At 50.7% G+C, this 17,222-nt stretch carries 18 protein-coding genes; 6 read left to right on the forward strand and 12 right to left on the reverse strand.

The features are described from left to right. The first annotated feature begins 112 nt into the window (after positions 1-112). Positions 113-2,248, forward strand: coding sequence for an anaerobic ribonucleoside-triphosphate reductase (gene nrdD / locus M2371_RS13315; protein WP_259267931.1), 2,136 nt, complete (start codon positions 113-115; stop codon positions 2,246-2,248). Continuing rightward, positions 2,249-2,713, forward strand: coding sequence for an anaerobic ribonucleoside-triphosphate reductase-activating protein (nrdG, locus tag M2371_RS13320; RefSeq protein WP_259267932.1), 465 nt, complete (start codon positions 2,249-2,251; stop codon positions 2,711-2,713). It abuts the gene before it with no gap. A gap of 6 nt (positions 2,714-2,719) precedes the next feature. On the opposite strand, the gene M2371_RS13325 is transcribed toward nrdG, so the two are convergent. Together M2371_RS13325 and M2371_RS13330 are read right to left on the reverse strand one after the other, a co-directional pair. Beyond that, on the reverse strand, positions 2,720-3,361 hold the full coding sequence (locus M2371_RS13325) for an NAD(P)H-binding protein (RefSeq protein WP_259267933.1): 642 nt from the start codon (positions 3,359-3,361) through the stop codon (positions 2,720-2,722). Between the two features lie 15 nt (positions 3,362-3,376). Beyond that, positions 3,377-3,820, reverse strand: a complete 444-nt coding sequence (locus M2371_RS13330) for a YhbP family protein (protein ID WP_259267934.1) — start codon at positions 3,818-3,820, stop codon at positions 3,377-3,379. A gap of 53 nt (positions 3,821-3,873) precedes the next feature. Between M2371_RS13330 and M2371_RS13335 the strand changes: the two genes are divergently transcribed. Next, on the forward strand, positions 3,874-4,182 hold the full coding sequence (locus M2371_RS13335; RefSeq protein ID WP_259267935.1) for a GIY-YIG nuclease family protein: 309 nt from the start codon (positions 3,874-3,876) through the stop codon (positions 4,180-4,182). Here M2371_RS13335 and M2371_RS13340 read toward each other — a convergent pair. Together M2371_RS13340 and M2371_RS13345 are read right to left on the reverse strand one after the other, a co-directional pair. Next, positions 4,166-4,672: a GNAT family N-acetyltransferase gene (locus M2371_RS13340; protein WP_034498799.1), complete on the reverse strand. Its 507-nt coding sequence runs from the start codon at positions 4,670-4,672 to the stop codon at positions 4,166-4,168. The two genes, M2371_RS13335 and M2371_RS13340, sit on opposite strands and share 17 nt — an antisense overlap. Beyond that, positions 4,666-5,190, reverse strand: coding sequence for an SCP2 domain-containing protein (locus M2371_RS13345; RefSeq protein ID WP_034498800.1), 525 nt, complete (start codon positions 5,188-5,190; stop codon positions 4,666-4,668). Before M2371_RS13345 ends, M2371_RS13340 begins: the two co-directional genes overlap by 7 nt. A gap of 248 nt (positions 5,191-5,438) precedes the next feature. On the opposite strand from M2371_RS13345, the gene M2371_RS13350 reads away from it, so the two are divergent. From M2371_RS13350 to M2371_RS13360, 3 genes are all read left to right on the forward strand, one after another. Beyond that, positions 5,439-6,434: a peptidase U32 family protein gene (locus tag M2371_RS13350; RefSeq protein WP_259267936.1), complete on the forward strand. Its 996-nt coding sequence runs from the start codon at positions 5,439-5,441 to the stop codon at positions 6,432-6,434. Beyond that, positions 6,425-7,327 (forward strand): U32 family peptidase, encoded by a 903-nt coding sequence (locus M2371_RS13355; protein WP_156104910.1) that lies wholly within the window; start codon positions 6,425-6,427, stop codon positions 7,325-7,327. The genes M2371_RS13350 and M2371_RS13355 overlap by 10 nt, the downstream gene beginning before the upstream one ends. A 103-nt stretch (positions 7,328-7,430) precedes the next feature. Further along, the gene (locus M2371_RS13360; protein WP_259267937.1) at positions 7,431-8,441 is read left to right on the forward strand and encodes a luciferase-like monooxygenase; all 1,011 of its coding nucleotides are present in this window, start codon (positions 7,431-7,433) and stop codon (positions 8,439-8,441) included. 32 nt (positions 8,442-8,473) lie between these two features. Here the strand turns inward: M2371_RS13360 and mtr are convergent, their stop codons facing one another. The 8 genes from mtr to rbfA form a co-directional block, all read right to left on the reverse strand. Beyond that, complete coding sequence (gene mtr, locus M2371_RS13365) at positions 8,474-9,718, reverse strand: tryptophan permease (protein ID WP_259267938.1); 1,245 nt, start codon at positions 9,716-9,718, stop codon at positions 8,474-8,476. A gap of 159 nt (positions 9,719-9,877) precedes the next feature. Next, positions 9,878-11,869 carry a DEAD/DEAH family ATP-dependent RNA helicase gene (locus M2371_RS13370; RefSeq protein ID WP_034498808.1) on the reverse strand — a complete coding sequence of 664 codons (1,992 nt, stop codon included), beginning with the start codon at positions 11,867-11,869 and terminating at the stop codon, positions 9,878-9,880. Continuing rightward, positions 11,862-11,939, reverse strand: coding sequence for a protein YrbN (yrbN, locus tag M2371_RS13375; protein WP_110510645.1), 78 nt, complete (start codon positions 11,937-11,939; stop codon positions 11,862-11,864). Before yrbN ends, M2371_RS13370 begins: the two co-directional genes overlap by 8 nt. Positions 11,940-12,049: 110 nt before the next feature. Next, positions 12,050-12,934: a lipoprotein NlpI gene (nlpI, locus tag M2371_RS13380; protein ID WP_034498810.1), complete on the reverse strand. Its 885-nt coding sequence runs from the start codon at positions 12,932-12,934 to the stop codon at positions 12,050-12,052. Between the two features lie 117 nt (positions 12,935-13,051). After that, the gene (pnp, locus tag M2371_RS13385; protein WP_147295619.1) at positions 13,052-15,181 is read right to left on the reverse strand and encodes a polyribonucleotide nucleotidyltransferase; all 2,130 of its coding nucleotides are present in this window, start codon (positions 15,179-15,181) and stop codon (positions 13,052-13,054) included. Positions 15,182-15,426: 245 nt separating this feature from the next. Then, positions 15,427-15,696: a 30S ribosomal protein S15 gene (rpsO, locus tag M2371_RS13390; RefSeq protein ID WP_002434239.1), complete on the reverse strand. Its 270-nt coding sequence runs from the start codon at positions 15,694-15,696 to the stop codon at positions 15,427-15,429. A gap of 153 nt (positions 15,697-15,849) precedes the next feature. Continuing rightward, on the reverse strand, positions 15,850-16,794 hold the full coding sequence (truB, locus tag M2371_RS13395; protein WP_172893122.1) for a tRNA pseudouridine(55) synthase TruB: 945 nt from the start codon (positions 16,792-16,794) through the stop codon (positions 15,850-15,852). Next, a complete protein-coding gene (gene rbfA, locus M2371_RS13400; RefSeq protein ID WP_034459684.1) occupies positions 16,794-17,198 on the reverse strand; it encodes a 30S ribosome-binding factor RbfA in 405 nt (134 codons plus the stop codon). The genes truB and rbfA overlap by 1 nt, the downstream gene beginning before the upstream one ends. Positions 17,199-17,222: the final 24 nt, after the last annotated feature.

A 17,222-nucleotide genomic window follows, 5' to 3' on the forward strand; every position in this document is an offset into this window, starting at 1 on the left:
ATCTGTGGATAAAGCCAGGGGCAAAAACAGAAAGCCTATGGCAATGCGAGCAAAACCCGGCTTGCAGACAATGACATCCCTTTGTGGATAACCTTTTTTAGATGGAGAGATCATGACACCGCATGTGATGAAAAGAGACGGGTGCAAAGTACCTTTCACTTCAGAGCGCATTAAAGAAGCTATTCTTCGTGCAGCTAAAGCAGCGGGAGTCGATGACGCAGACTATTGCGGCCGCGTCGCAGATATTGTCCGTGCACAGATGGAAGGCCGCAGCCAGGTTGATATTGGTGAAATCCAGACTGCTGTAGAAAACCAGCTGATGGCTGGCGACTATAAGCAACTTGCACGCGCTTACATCGAGTATCGCCATGACCGTGATATCGAGCGCGAAAAACGTGGCCGCCTGAATCAGGAAATCCGGGGTCTGGTAGAACAAACCAACTCCGCTTTGCTCAACGAAAATGCCAATAAAGACAGCAAAGTTATCCCGACTCAGCGTGACCTGTTAGCCGGTATCGTGGCAAAACACTACGCTTCTCAACATCTGTTACCGCGTGATGTGGTGCTGGCGCACGAGCGCGGTGATATTCACTATCACGATCTGGATTACTCGCCATTCTTCCCGATGTTTAACTGCATGCTGATTGATCTGAAAGGTATGCTGACGCACGGTTTTAAGATGGGTAATGCGGAGATTGAACCGCCGAAATCCATCTCTACGGCGACCGCCGTCACGGCGCAAATTATTGCCCAGGTTGCCAGCCACATTTACGGCGGCACCACGATTAACCGTATTGATGAAGTGCTGGCACCGTTCGTCACTGAAAGCTTTGAAAAACATCGCCAGACTGCTGAAAAGTGGCAGATCCCGGATGCCGAAGGCTATGCACTTTCTCGCACCGAGAAAGAGTGTTACGACGCTTTCCAGTCGCTGGAATATGAAGTGAATACGCTGCACACCGCTAACGGTCAGACACCGTTCGTGACCTTCGGTTTTGGTCTGGGGACCAGTTGGGAATCTCGCCTGATTCAGACTTCTATTCTGCGTAATCGCATCGCGGGTCTGGGCAAAAACCGTAAAACAGCGGTGTTCCCAAAACTGGTGTTTGCGATTAAAGACGGCCTGAACCACAAAGCTGGCGACGCAAACTACGATATCAAACAGCTCGCGCTGGAGTGCGCCAGCAAGCGCATGTACCCGGACATTCTGAACTACGACCAGGTTGTGAAAGTGACCGGTTCGTTCAAAACGCCTATGGGCTGCCGTAGTTTCCTCGGCGTGTACGAAGAAAATGGCGAGCAGATCCACGATGGCCGTAACAATATCGGCGTTATCAGCCTGAACCTGCCGCGTATTGCGCTGGAAGCAAAAGGTGATGAATCTGCCTTCTGGAAACTGCTCGATGAGCGACTGGAACTGGCATACAAGGCCCTGATGACGCGCATTGCACGTCTGGAAGGCGTTAAAGCTCGCGTGGCACCTATCCTGTATATGGAAGGAGCTTGCGGCGTGCGTCTGAAAGCAGACGACGACGTTTCTGAGATTTTCAAAAATGGCCGCGCGTCGATTTCCCTGGGTTACATCGGCATTCACGAAACGGTGAATGCACTGTTTGGCAATCAACACGTATACGATAGCGAAGAGTTACGCGCTAAAGCCGTCGCAATTGTTGAGCGTCTGCGCCTGGCGACCGACACCTGGAAAGATGAAACCGGCTACGGTTTCAGCCTTTACAGTACGCCAAGTGAAAACCTGTGTGACCGTTTCTGCCGTCTTGATACCGCCGAATTTGGCGTAGTTCCTGGCGTGACCGACAAAGGTTACTACACCAACAGCTTCCACTTAGACGTTGAGAAGAAAGTTAACCCATACGACAAAATCGACTTTGAAGCGCCATACCCACCAGTGGCTAACGGCGGTTTCATCTGTTACGGCGAATACCCAAATATTCAGCACAATCTGCAAGCGCTGGAAGATGTCTGGGATTATAGCTACAAACACGTTCCGTATTACGGCACCAACACGCCAATTGACGAATGCTACGAGTGCGGTTTTACCGGTGAGTTTGAGTGCACCAGCAAAGGCTTCACCTGCCCTAAATGTGGCAACCACGATGCAGCTCGCGTATCCGTAACGCGCCGCGTCTGTGGTTATCTGGGTAGTCCGGATGCACGTCCATTTAACGCCGGTAAGCAGGAAGAAGTTAAGCGCCGCGTGAAGCATTTGGGTAACGGGCAGTTAGGCTAAGTGAATATTCACCAGTACTACCCGGTCGACATAGTCAATGGGCCGGGAACACGCTGCACGCTGTTTGTTTCTGGCTGCGTGCATGAATGCCCCGGGTGTTACAACAAAAGCACCTGGCGGTTAAATTCAGGTATGCCGTTCACCAAGGAAATGGAAGATCGGATAATCAACGATCTGAATGACACGCGTATTCGCCGCCAGGGGTTGTCGCTTTCGGGCGGCGATCCGCTTCATCCGCAAAACATCGCGGATGTGCTGAAACTGGTGCAACGAGTGAAAACGGAATGTCCCGGCAAAGATATCTGGATGTGGACGGGTTATACGCTTGGTGAGTTAACGGCAGATCAGCGTGAAGTGGTAGATTTAATTAACGTGCTGATTGACGGTAAATTTGTTCAGGAGCTAAAAGACCCGTCGCTTGTCTGGCGCGGCAGCAGCAACCAGGTTGTGCATCATTTGCGATAAAGCCCCTTAAGGGGCTTTTGCTATTTCCCGCAACTGCCGCGAGTCCAGAATGTTCACGCCTTCGCGAGAGGTGGCCAGCGCTTCTCGCAACATTGCCTTTGCCACGTCTCTGGCTTCAATGGACTTCCATTTCCCTGGCATGATTTTAAACAGCGGCGCAAACAGCGATTCATTAAAGCGTTGCGATTCACGGTGCCCAAGCAACATGGACGGGCGAGCAATAGTTAAATGTGGCCAGTCTTGCGCGATCAACGCCTCTTCCATTTCACCTTTCACACGATTGTAGAAAAACGGTGATTTACTATTAGCGCCAATCGCGCTCACCACCAGCATATGCTTCGCGCCAAGGCGTTGACCGGTTATGGCGGTATCTACCACCAGCGTGTAATCCGCCAGCACAAAAGCTTCTTTGCTGCCCGCTTCTTTCATCGTGGTGCCGAGGCAACAAAACACGGTATCAAGTGGCTCGGTTAATTGTGTGAGTGCATCACTCAATTGAGGATCGTGGGGATTGGTGACTTTATTCATTGCAGGTAATGGACGCCGTGTCGCCGCAGTGATGTGGCTGACTTGCGGCGCCTCGATCAACATGCGTAATAGATGCCCGCCAATGAGGCCCGTGGCCCCTGTTAACAAAACCCGGCTCATAAGTTCTCCTGTCGCTTATTCACCAAGCTTAGTGTTATCTCGCAGCCAATGCAGTTTTTTCCCAAAACCGAGTGTGTTATCTGTCATTTTCAGCTCATCGAGCCGAATTTCCCAGACCGGAGCAGACATCACTCTCGCCACCGGGAAACGTTTGCAGTAAAGGTTACGAATATTTGCCGCTTCAGCTTCTTCAATCAGCGTAATCTCCCCACGGAACTGCACGCCACGAATAAGTGCGACGGTTTTCGGCTGCCCGTTAACGGTTCCGGCCACCCTGGCTTGTTTACCAATCAACTCGCCATGGCGGGTGTGGGATTCGCTTAACAGATAAAAAGCCACGCGCTGCGCATCGTATAAATAGAACGCATTGGCGCACCATAAATCACTATGACCGCCAGCGCAGTAAGTCAGTACATGCTGTTTGTTCAGCCAGCGACTGATGGCATTGAGAGTTTCCATGGACAACCTGAAGAGTGATATTCTGCGTAAAACGTTAATTATGCGCCTGACCTATGTCTCCCTGGTATCTCTATTTAGTTCGCACCCTTGATAACCGTTTATATACCGGTATAACCACCGATGTGGAACGCCGCTTCTCGCAGCATCAGGCTGGAAAAGGCGCTAAAGCATTGCGCGGGAAAGGTGAATTGACGCTGGCATTCAGCCATCTGGTTGGCGATCGTTCAAGCGCCTTGCGCCTGGAATATCGCATCAAGCAGCTAACTAAAGCGCAGAAAGAGATGCTGGTAAAAGGAGCATTGTCGTTTGAAGACCTGCTGGCAAGCCTTCAAACGTCATCAGAGATCAAAACTCTCGGTTAAAATGCTCGTGATATTCCACTAATCCACTTACGCCATTAAGCGCGTCATCAGCCAGTGGATGAATCAGGAAATAGGCTTCGGTATCAGGCCACGCACAACGCAAATCGAATTGTGCAGCAGGAACAAAACCAAAACGCCCGTACAATGCCGGTTCGCCTAATGTGACAACCGCCGCGTAGCCAAACTCATTGAGTGAATCCAGCCCTTCATAGACCAGCTGTTTTGCCAGCCCCTGACCACGATAAGCTTCATCAACTGCCAGCGGCGCTAAACCAACCCACTGAAGCTCTTCACCTTCTACCGCAACCGGGCTAAAGGCGGCATAACCGACAACCTGACCTTCGTCATCTGTCGCCACAACGCCAAGTGTTAACAGGCCGTCTTCTCGTAAATCCTTCACTAAATCTGCCTCACCATTGCCCTTAAAGGAACGGCGAAGTAAAGCGTCGATGCCGGGAGCATCAATAGGTATTTCTACACGAATTAGCATGGCTCACCTACCGAGTTACTTTCTGGAACAGGTTTGTGTTTCATACCTGCTTCGACAAAATCAGCCAGTTGCAGCAGCAGTATGCGTAAAGGTTTCGGCATCGCATCCAGCTCAATGGCATCCATTAAATTTTTGACGTACAGACCCAATTCGGTGTCCCCTTCAATAACCAGGCGACGTTGGAAAAACAGGGTATCGGGATCTTGTTTGCGTGCAGCGATCATCAACAAATCATTCGCCGTTGCGCTAAAGCTGACATCAGCAGGAGCGTCTTCACGAACCACCAGTTTATTATCTTGTACCGAAGTAAACCACTTCAGGCCGAGATCGCGGACTTCAATGCTTAACCAACGATCCTCAAGAAATTCGAGCTCACCCTCTTCCATTGCCTGACGAAACTGCCAGCCCAGAACCTGTTCAAGTACCTGGCGCTTCAGAGTAAAGGGCGTCAGTTTAACCGGTGTTCTTAACAATGACGGGCCTAAATGGACCAGGCGTGAACGCAATTTATCCAACACGAGCTTTACTCCTTGAGAAATTTGAACGCTATTTTGCCACACCAGCCATTCTCCGTAGCGGTGCAAATCAACAATTACGCGGGTTATCGATACCTCTATATTGATGTCATCAATACGCCATTAACTGCCTTAAATCAAAATTTGTCGTGGACGGGTTAACTAAAATCCCAGTTCGTTAACAATTTTGTGGCCCTTGCCCTGGGCTGCATGGGTTTCCTCAAAGGTTACCCGATGATTCAGGATAAATTATGGAGTTGCTTTGCCCAGCCGGAAACTTACCGGCGTTGAAAGCGGCCATCGATAATGGTGCCGATGCGGTTTACATTGGTCTTAAAGATGACACCAACGCCCGCCATTTTGCTGGACTGAATTTCACGGAGAAGAAACTGCAAGAAGCGGTGAGTTACGTGCATCAACATGGCCGTAAATTGCATATCGCTATCAATACGTTTGCGCACCCTGACGGCTATGTGCGCTGGCAACGAGCAGTGGATATGGCAGCGCAACTCGGAGCCGATGCATTAATTCTCGCCGATCTGGCGATGCTTGAGTACGCAGCAGAGCGTTATCCGCACATTGAGCGCCATGTTTCGGTACAGGCCTCCGCCACCAATGAAGAAGCGATTCGTTTTTATCATCGCCATTTCGATGTCGCACGAGTGGTTCTGCCGCGCGTGTTATCCATTCATCAGGTAAAACAATTAGCCAGGGTAACGCCAGTGCCGCTGGAAGTCTTTGCTTTTGGCAGCCTGTGCATTATGGCTGAAGGCCGTTGCTACCTTTCTTCTTATCTGACTGGCGAATCGCCAAATACGGTGGGCGCGTGTTCTCCGGCACGGTTTGTGCGCTGGCAGCAAACGCCGCAAGGGCTTGAGTCTCGTCTCAACGATGTACTAATTGACCGTTATCAGGATGGTGAAAACGCAGGTTATCCGACGCTGTGTAAAGGTCGCTATCTGGTTGATGACCAGAAATATCACGCGCTTGAAGAGCCAACTAGCCTGAACACGCTTGAACTGCTCCCTGAATTACTCGCGGCAAATATTGCTTCGGTGAAAATTGAAGGCCGCCAGCGTAGCCCGGCGTATGTCACCCAGGTCGCCAAAGTCTGGCGTCAGGCTATCGACCGCTGCATGGCCGATCCGGAAAACTATCGCGCTCAACCTGCGTGGATGGAAGCGCTGGGCGAGATGGCTGAAGGCACGCAAACCACACTCGGTGCCTATCACCGTAAATGGCAGTAGGAAAACCCATGAAATATTCATTAGGGCCGGTGCTTTACTACTGGCCAAAAGAGACGCTGGAAAAATTTTATCAGGCTGCCGCAAACAGCAGCGCTGAGACTATTTATCTTGGCGAGTCAGTGTGTAGTAAGCGTCGTGCGACAAAAACTGGCGACTGGTTAGATATGGCGAAAAACCTCGCAGACCAGGGCAAACAAGTGGTGCTTTCGACCCTCGCCCTGGTTCAGGCTCCGTCTGAACTCAACGAGCTAAAACGTTACGTTGAGAATGGCGATTTCCTGATTGAAGCCAATGACCTGGGTGCCGTGAATATGGCGGCAGAGCGCAAGCTGCCGTTTGTCGCCGGTCATGCGCTTAACTGCTACAACGCGGTGACTCTGCGTCTGTTACTCAAACAAGGCATGATTCGTTGGTGCATGCCTGTGGAGCTGTCACGCGACTGGCTGGCAAACATGCTGACTCAGTGTGATGAGCTGGGTATTCGCAACAAGTTTGAAGTGGAAGTCCTGAGCTACGGTCATTTACCGCTGGCCTATTCTGCGCGCTGCTTTACCGCTCGTTCTGAAGATAAGCCAAAAGATGAATGCGAGACCTGCTGCATTAAATATCCTGTCGGGCGCAATATGCTTTCGCAGGAAAACCAGCAAGTGTTTGTGCTCAACGGCATTCAGACCATGAGCGGCTATGTGTACAACCTCGGTAATGAACTGGCGTCGATGAAAGGCCTGGTCGATATGGTACGTTTATCGCCGATGGGGATGGAGACATTGCGCGTACTGGAAGCCTTCCGCAAAAATGAGAATGGCAATGCGCCTTTGACGCTAGCGCAGCAAAGTGATTGCAATGGTTACTGGCGACGCGTCGCTGGATTAGAACTGGTGACTCAGAGCTGAGAAAAGGCTCACTTTGTTACTTAATTGTTGATGGTTCTGCGCAATACTAAGGCTAATTATCAGCAAACGAAGTTACCCACTTCGTCTAACAAAGTGAGCCGTTATGTCTGACATCACCCAAGTTCCTTTCTCTCTACTCGATTTAGCCCCGATTCCACAAGGCTCCCAGCCTCGTGATGCGTTCCATCGTTCTCTGGATTTAGCTCGCCTTGCCGAAAAGCGTGGCTACCATCGCTATTGGCTGGCTGAACACCACAATATGACCGGTATCGCCAGTGCGGCGACATCCGTGCTGATTGGCTATCTTGCGGCGAATACCGAAACTTTGCGCCTGGGTTCAGGCGGCGTGATGTTGCCAAACCATTCGCCGTTAGTGATTGCTGAGCAGTTTGGCACGCTTGAGACGCTCTATCCGGGCCGTATCGATCTAGGCCTGGGGCGCGCACCGGGAAGCGACCAGCGTACAATGATGGCGTTGCGCCGCCATATGAGCGGCGATATCGACAACTTCCCACGCGATGTCAGTGAGTTGGTTTCGTGGTTTGACGCAACCGACCCTAACCCGGCGGTACGCCCGGTTCCGGGTTACAACGCGAAAATCCCCGTCTGGCTGTTAGGTTCCAGTTTATATAGCGCGCAACTTGCCGCACAACTTGGGCTGCCGTTTGCCTTTGCTTCACACTTTGCTCCAGATATGTTGTTCCAGGCGCTGCAACTTTACCGCGCTCAATTCAAACCGTCTGCGCGTCTGGAAAAACCGTACGCGATGGTGTGTATAAATATCGTCGCCGCCGACAGCAACCGTGATGCTGAATTCCTGTTTACCTCTATGCAGCAGGCTTTCGTTAAACTCCGTCGTGGTGAGACTGGCCAACTACCGCCACCAATTGAAAATATGGATAATTTCTGGAGTCCCGCCGAGAAGTATGGCGTTCAGCAAGCGTTGAGCATGTCGCTAGTTGGCGATAAGGCGAAGGTGCGCCACGGGCTGATTTCACTCCTGCGGGAAACACAGGCCGATGAAATCATGGTGAACGGGCAAATATTTGATACCGAAGCCCGACTACATTCATTTGATTTAGCGATGGATGTGCATGAAAGTCTGACGAGTTAATGATGTCGCCCCTCAATGGAGGGGCGACAAATTTAATGATAAACCGGTAATAGATCGAAGCTTGAAAGGATATGAATTGCTGCGTTTGTCACACCAAAGATCAGAATCAGCGCAATCATTTTATTGCCGCCCCACACCCGATAAATTGGGCTGCCAAACTTTTTACGTGAGGCTTTTGCCAACAGTGCGGGAACGATAGCCGCCCAGATAGTCGCAGCCAGCCCGGCAAAACCAATCGCGTAGATAAACCCATCAGGCCAGATTACACCGCCTAACATTGGCGGGATAAATGTCACCAACGCGGTTTTCAGGCGCCCCATCGGTGAGTCATCGAACTTAAATAAATCAGCCAGGTAATCGAATAATCCTAACGTCACGCCCAGGAAGGAACTCGCAACCGCAAAGTTAGAGAACACGATCAGCAGCAAGTCCAACGTACGGCTATTCAACACACCACTTAACGCCCCAACCAGCACATCAATATTTCCACCTTTGTCGGCAATGGCAATAAAATCACTGCGCGGAATATTTCCCATGCTGCCCACCAACCAAATGATGTACAGCACCAATGCCATCAGCGTTCCCCAGACAAGGCAACGTTTAATAGTTTGCGGATCTTTGCCGTAATACTTCATCAGGCTCGGCACATTACCGTGATAGCCAAATGAGGCGAGACAAAATGGCAGTGTCATAAATAGATACGGCAAATAGCTCGGATTAATCGCTTTGCTATCCAGTAATGTTGCCGGTTCGACGTGCCACATCAAGCCGCCAAACGTCATAAAGAAAGTGAGTATTTTTGCACCGAGAACGATCGTGGTCATGCGGCTAACGGCGCGCGTGCTCATCCAGACAATAAACGCCACCACCAGGGCAAAGATCAACCCGGCAAATCTTGCAGGGAAATCGACAGACATTTTGCCAAGCGTGTGATGGATAACTGAACCGCTCGCCGAAATATAGGCGTAGGTCAGGATATACAGCACAAACGCGATGGACAGGCCGTTAATCAGATTCCAGCCTTTGCCCAATAAATCTTTAGTCACGGTATCGAAACTCGAGCCGACTCGATAATTAAGATTGGCTTCGAGAATCATCAAACCAGAGTGCAGCATACAAAACCACGTCACCAGCAGCGCAGCTAGTGACCAGAAAAACCACGCACCAGACATAACCACTGGCAGAGAAAACATCCCCGCACCAATAATTGTGCCGCCAATAATCATGACCCCGCCGAAAATAGACGGCGATGCGTGAGTGGTAGATAAGGTTGCCATACGAATTCCTGAAACAATGAACGACTGTCGAAGCGACAGGTTTGCTGCGCAACATTGTACCAGTACATGAGTACAATTTGGATAAAAAAAATCCCGGTCGCAATAACCAGGATTTTTATCACTGCCTGCTGATAAACAGCAGGCATAAACTTCTGTCAATTAAGCTTCAGTTGTACGACGACGAGTTGGAGCTGCACCATCTTCACGACGTGGGCCACGACCGCCTTCACGACGTTCGCCGCTGAAGCTACGTGGAGCACCAGCACCTGCAGGGCCATCACGACGTGGACCGCGACCGCCTTCACGACGCTCACCACCACCGAAGCTACGGCCAGCACCTGCACCAGCACCACCGCCACGACGTTCGCCGCCACGATCAGTACGAGGTTGTGCATCACCCATCAACTGCATATTCATTGGTTTGTTCAGAATACGAGTACGGGTAAAGTGCTGCAGGATTTCGCCCGGCATGCCTTTTGGCAGTTCGATAGTAGAGTGAGTACCGAACAGCTTGATGTTACCGATGTAACGGCTGCTGATATCACCTTCGTTAGCGATAGCGCCAACGATATGACGAACTTCAACACCATCATCACGGCCAACTTCAATACGGTACAGTTCCATATCGCCAACATCACGACGTTCGCGACGTGGTGCATCGCCATCACGCTGTGGACGATCTGAACGCTCTGGACGGTCACCGCGTGGTGCACGATCTGGACGATCGCCACGTGGTGCACGGTCTGAACGTTCGAAACGCTCATCACGTTCACGGAATTCACGACGTGGACGCATTGGCGCATCTGGTGGCAGGATCAGAGGACGTTCGCCCTGTGCCATTTTCAGCAGTGCTGCAGCCAGTGTTTCCATATCCAGCGCTTCTTCTGATTCAGCAGAAGGTTGGATTTTCGCCAGCAGACCACGGTACAGATCCAGATCGCTGCTTTCCAGTTGCTGCTGAACTTTAGCGGCAAACTTAGCCAGGCGACGCTCGCTCAGCAGTTCACGGTTTGGCAGTTCAACTTCAGGAATAGTCAGCTTCATGGTGCGTTCGATGTTACGCAGCAGACGACGCTCGCGGTTCTCAACGAACAGCAGAGCACGGCCAGCACGACCTGCACGACCGGTACGACCGATACGGTGAACGTAAGATTCAGAGTCCATCGGGATGTCGTAGTTAACAACCAGGCTGATACGCTCAACGTCCAGACCACGAGCTGCAACGTCGGTTGCAATCAGGATGTCCAGACGACCGTCTTTCAGACGCTCCAGAGTTTGCTCACGCAACGCCTGGTTCATGTCACCGTTCAGTGCAGCACTGTTATAGCCGCTTTGTTCCAGCGCTTCTGCCACTTCCAGAGTTGCGTTTTTGGTACGTACGAAAATGATCGCCGCATCAAAATCTTCAGACTCAAGGAAACGAACCAGTGCTTCGTTCTTACGCATACCGTGCACAGTCCAGTAGCTCTGGCTGATGTCCGGGCGAGTAGTAACGCTAGACTGAATGCGAACTTCCTGCGGATCTTTCATGAAGCGACGGGTAATACGACGAATCGCTTCTGGCATAGTTGCAGAGAACAGAGCGGTCTGATGACCTTCTGGAATCTGAGCCATGATGGTTTCAACGTCTTCGATGAAGCCCATACGCAACATTTCATCAGCTTCGTCCAGTACCAGACCTTTCAGGTTGGACAGATTCAGCGTACCGCGTTTTAAGTGGTCAAGCAGACGACCTGGGGTACCCACAACAATTTGTGGTCCCTGACGCAGGGCGCGCAACTGCACGTCATAACGCTGGCCACCGTAAAGGGCTACAACGTTTACGCCGTGCATATGTTTAGAGAAATCCGTCATGGCTTCAGCAACCTGAACCGCCAGTTCGCGGGTCGGTGCCAGCACCAGGATTTGTGGTGCTTTCAGCTCTGGATCAAGGTTGTGCAGCAGCGGCAAAGAAAACGCTGCAGTTTTGCCGCTACCCGTCTGGGCCATACCCAGCACATCGCGGCCAGCCAGCAGCTGTGGGATACACTCTGCCTGGATTGGAGATGGTTTTTCGTAACCCAGATCGTTCAGGGCTTTAAGGATGGAGTCGTTAAGACCCAGATCAGAAAAAGTAGTTTCGATAGTAGTAGTCTCGATGATGTCAGTCATGTAGTACACGTGCCTCGTAGATGGCGGCCAGTCTACATAACTCATCGTGAAATTGACCTGCAATTTTCATTGAAAAGTGTGAACCGGCTCAAATTTGGTTGATTAACGAACAAAAACGCCCTCACCCGTTAAGGTGATGACTTTAATAAAAAAGTTTATGGGCTGATCGATGTTCGTCAGCTATTGCTGGTCCGATTCTGCCAGGTCATCTTGCTCCTGGCCCAAGAGCGCTAATTCCAACAATGCATAACGATGCTCAACGTAGTTGTGTACGTTGTTAGCGACCGCTAACTTGAACAGTGCCGTGGCGCTGTCCTTTTCCCCCAGACTTAGGTAGTACTTACCTAAATAGAAGTTGGTTTCACTGAGATGCTCAGCGAGCGAGGTGTTATCCGTTGCGTCCGCCTCGAGGCGTTCCATTAACGTTTTTTCGTTAATGTTCCCCAGGTAGAACTCGACAATGTTCCATCCCCATTGCTCTTTATCCGATTTATCGAGGCGTTGTTGTAACGCCACCTTAGCCTGCTTTGCATCTAAATTGCTTTCAGCAATGTAGAGCCACAGACTACGGAAAGGATCATTGGGATCGTCTTGATAAAACGCTAGCAGATCATCTTGCGCTAAACGATAACGACCACCGTAGTAGAGGGCGATACCGCGATTTAAATGCGCGTAGTTGTAAGTTGGATCAAGCTCAAGTACAGAATCAAACGCTTCATAGGCAGCATCAAAATTGCCTGCCTGCGTTAAATATATACCTAAGTAATTGAATACTTCAGGCATATCGGGGCGGATTGCCAACGCTTGTGAAAAATCATTTCGCGCCAGAGCCCGCAAGCCGAGGCTATCATACAACACTCCGCGCTCATATAAAAGCTGTGCGCGTTCATCATCGGTTAAAGCCCTGCTGGCAAGTATCTGTTCCATGCGTGCAAGAATGACTTCTTGCTGCAAAGTCGGCTGCAAAGGCACCGCCAGGACTTCACTTTTACGCCAGGCAGAGTTGCTGCATCCTGCCAGCGTGAGAGCTGTCGCAACGAAACACCAGCGCAAAAAAGGCTTCATTTCCCACTCCCGAAGACAACAATTGGATGACGTCCTGTCCGCCGGCCCTAAAACGAGACTCCCTGCCCCGTAATAAACAGCTCCCCATGTTGCCACGGGGAGCTTAATCGGTATCGCTTACTCAGCTTCTGGTGCAGCAGGTGCTGCGCTTTCTGCTGGAGACTGCTCAGTTGCTTCTTTGATGCTCAGACGTACACGGCCCTGGCGGTCAACTTCCAGTACTTTAACTGGAACTTCTTGACCCATTTGCAGGTAGTCAGTCACTTTCTCTACACGCTTGTCAGCGATTTGAGAAATGTGCACCAGACCTTCTTTGCCGCCGCCGATAGCAACGAATGCACCGAAATCTACGATACGAGTAACTTTACCCTGGTAGATACGGCCGACTTCGATCTCAGCAGTGATCTCTTCGATACGACGAATTGCGAATTTCGCTTTGTCGCCGTCGGTTGCAGCAATCTTAACTGTGCCGTCATCTTCGATTTCAATGGTAGTACCGGTTTCTTCGGTCAGTGCACGAATCACAGAACCACCCTTACCGATCACGTCTTTGATCTTGTCCGGGTTGATTTTGATAGTGTGAATACGTGGAGCGAACTCAGAGATATCACCACGTGGTGCATTGATAGCTTGTTCCATCACGCCAAGGATATGCAGACGCGCACCCTTAGCCTGGTTCAGAGCCACCTGCATGATTTCGCGGGTGATACCTTCGATTTTGATATCCATCTGCAGTGCAGAGATACCCTCACGGCTACCAGCAACTTTAAAGTCCATGTCGCCCAGGTGATCTTCGTCACCCAGAATGTCAGACAGAACAACAAAGTTTTCGCCTTCTTTGACCAGACCCATCGCAATACCGGCTACAGCGGCTTTGATTGGCACGCCTGCATCCATCAGTGCCAGAGAAGCACCACATACGGAAGCCATGGAAGAAGAACCGTTAGATTCAGTGATTTCAGACACTACACGCACGGTGTACGGGAAGCGGTCAGCTTCTGGCATAACAGCCAGTACGCCACGCTTAGCCAGACGACCGTGACCAATCTCACGACGCTTCGGTGAACCGACCATGCCGGTTTCGCCTACGGAGTACGGAGGGAAGTTGTAGTGGAACAGGAAGTTGTCGGTACGTTCGCCCATCAACTCGTCCAGGTTCTGTGCATCACGAGCAGTACCCAGAGTTGCTGTAACCAGCGCCTGAGTTTCACCACGGGTGAACAGTGCAGAACCGTGAGTACGTGGCAGAACGCCAGTACGCACATCCAGACCACGGATCATGTCTTTTTCACGGCCATCGATACGCAGCTCGCCAGCCAGAATACGGCTACGAACAACATTTTTCTCGATAGCGTGCAGAATGTCGCTGACTTCGCCAGCATCAATTGAATCGTCTTCAGCTGACAGTGCAGCGATAACGTCAGATTTGATGATGTCGACTTGTGCGTAACGCTCTTGCTTATCAGTGATACGGTAAGCATCGCTCAGGCGGGATTCAGCAAGTGCAGCAACGCGCGCATTCAGCGCTTCGTTAACAGCTTCTGGCTGCCAGTCCCAACGCGGTTTGCCAGCTTCAGCAACCAGAGAGTTGATGTTCTGGATAACAACTTGCTGTTGTTCGTGGCCAAACACTACCGCGCCGAGCATCTGGTCTTCGCTCAGCAGTTCAGCTTCTGATTCAACCATCAGCACAGCACCTTCGGTACCGGCAACAACCAGATCCAGCTTGCTGGTTTTCAGTTCGTCAGCAGTTGGGTTCAGCACGTACTGGTCATTGATGTAGCCCACGCGAGCAGAACCAATTGGACCATTGAATGGAATACCAGACAGGCTAAGAGCTGCAGAAGCACCGATCATGGCAACGATGTCTGGGTGAACTTGTGGGTTCACAGAAACAACGGTCGCGATAACCTGAACTTCGTTCACGAAGCCTTCCGGGAACAGCGGACGCACTGGACGGTCAATCAGACGCGCAATCAGTGTTTCGCCTTCGCTTGGACGGCCTTCACGACGGAAGAAGCTGCCTGGGATACGACCAGCAGCGTAAGTACGCTCCTGATAGTTAACAGTCAGTGGGAAGAAGTCTTGACCTGCTTTCGCTTTTTTCTGACCGACTACGGTCACGAATACAGCTGTGTCGTCCATGCTTACCATTACTGCTGCGGTAGCCTGGCGAGCCATCATACCGGTCTCTATTGTGACCGTATGCTGACCGTATTGAAATTTACGGACAATCGGAGTTAGCAAAATAATATCCTTAATAATCTTTGGTAGCAGGTGATTGCACTTGCTCCGTTTAACCCGACCTTCATCGCATCCTCGCGACTAATGACAACCCTGACCCGCCCATGCGGATAAAGCCTCTCATTAGCCGCGCGAACCTCTGCAACAAAGATCACACCCTGCAACAATACATTAGTTTCCATAGAATTGCTGCCATATGGTTGAAAAAAGGGGCCTTAAAAGGCCCCTTTTTCTGAAACTCGCAAGACTTAGCGACGCAGACCCAGACGCTCGATCAGGCTGGTGTAACGTGCTACATCTTTACGCTTCAGGTAGTCGAGCAGTTTACGACGCTGAGAAACCATACGCAGCAGACCACGACGGCTGTGGTGATCTTTTTTGTGCTCTGCAAAGTGACCTTGCAGGTGGTTAATCTGTGCAGTCAGCAGTGCAACCTGAACTTCGGTAGAACCGCTGTCGTTAGTACCACGACCAAACTCAGAAACGATCTTAGCTTTAGCTTCAACGCTTAGAGACATTTTAAACTCCAAAATTATAGATAAAAAGATAGAGTGCCGATCTCTAATTCAGCAACTCCAGTGCACTTTCACAACAATGTTAAACAAAGGTATGAAAGTTAAGCCGCGCCATTTTACCTGTAGCCACCGCTTATCGCAAGGCAACTCCAGGTGTCAGAGCGGATACTCAACGACCAGACGACGAGGCGCAACGCGTCCATCATCGTCTATTTCGGCCATGCCGATAAATTTGCCTTCATCACCTTCGGTGACGCGGACTAGCCCTTCTGCTGGGCTACCCGAGACTTGCACCGGCTGCCCATTCTTGAAGTAACCCGCAACAGCAGGTAATAAATTCACGATTGGGAAATCCGACGCAGGGCTATCCATTGGCATCAATAACGGATCTAACAGCACGGATGACTCAATTTCTTGCGCTTGTGCTTGCTCTACCAATGCATGCAATTGCTCAAGCGTTACCATGCGTTCGACTGGATACTTGCTTACTGCAAGGCGACGCAGGAAAGTCACATGGGCACCACAACCGAGTTTCTCACCTAAATCATCAGTGATGGTCCGGATGTACGTTCCCTTAGAACAGTGAATTTCCAACTCAAGTTCATTGCCTTCATGGCGAATAAACAGAAGTTCGTAAACCGTGATAGACCGCGCTTCACGCGGCACTTCGATACCCTGACGCGCATACTCATAAAGTGGCTTGCCTTGATATTTCAGTGCAGAGTACATTGATGGAACTTGCTGTGTTTCACCACGAAAGCTTTCTAACGCTTGCGCCAGCTGTTTCTCGGTAAAGGCTACCGGACGCTCCTGAACGACTGTGCCATCAGCATCAGAAGTATCAGTGCGCTGCCCAAGGCGGGCAATAACACGGTAACGCTTATCGGAGTCCAGCAGATAGCGCGAGAATTTTGTCGCTTCACCGAGGCAAATCGGCAGCATTCCGGTTGCAAGCGGGTCAAGCGCTCCGGTATGACCGGCACGGTTAGCGTTATAAATACGCTTAACTTTCTGCAACGCATCGTTGGAAGATAAGCCCTGAGGTTTATCTAACAACAGCACTCCGTGGATATCACGACCACGACGACGAGGACGACTCATTAATCCTCCTTGCTGTCATCCGTATCGTTTACACGGCGCTCATCATCATTTCTGATGACGTTGGAAACCAGATTCGACATGCGCATACCTTCTACTAACGAGTTATCGTAGAAGAAGGTCAATTCAGGCACGATGCGCAGGCGCATTGCTTTGCCCAGCAAAGAACGAATGTAACCAGAAGCATCTTGCAGAACTTTGATGCCTTCTTTAACAGCCTGTTCGTCTTTATCGTTCAGGAAGGTTACAAACACTTTGGCATAAGCCAGGTCACGTGACACTTCGACACCAGAAACGGTGGTCATCATGCCCAGACGCGGATCTTTAATTTCGCGTTGCAGGATGATTGCGATTTCTTTCTGCAATTCCTGAGAAACACGCTGCGGGCGACCAAATTCTTTCGCCATAATAAATTCTCCATAAAATCAGGG

Source organism: Buttiauxella sp. BIGb0471, assembly GCF_024807715.1.
Lineage (GTDB): Bacteria > Pseudomonadota > Gammaproteobacteria > Enterobacterales > Enterobacteriaceae > Buttiauxella > Buttiauxella agrestis.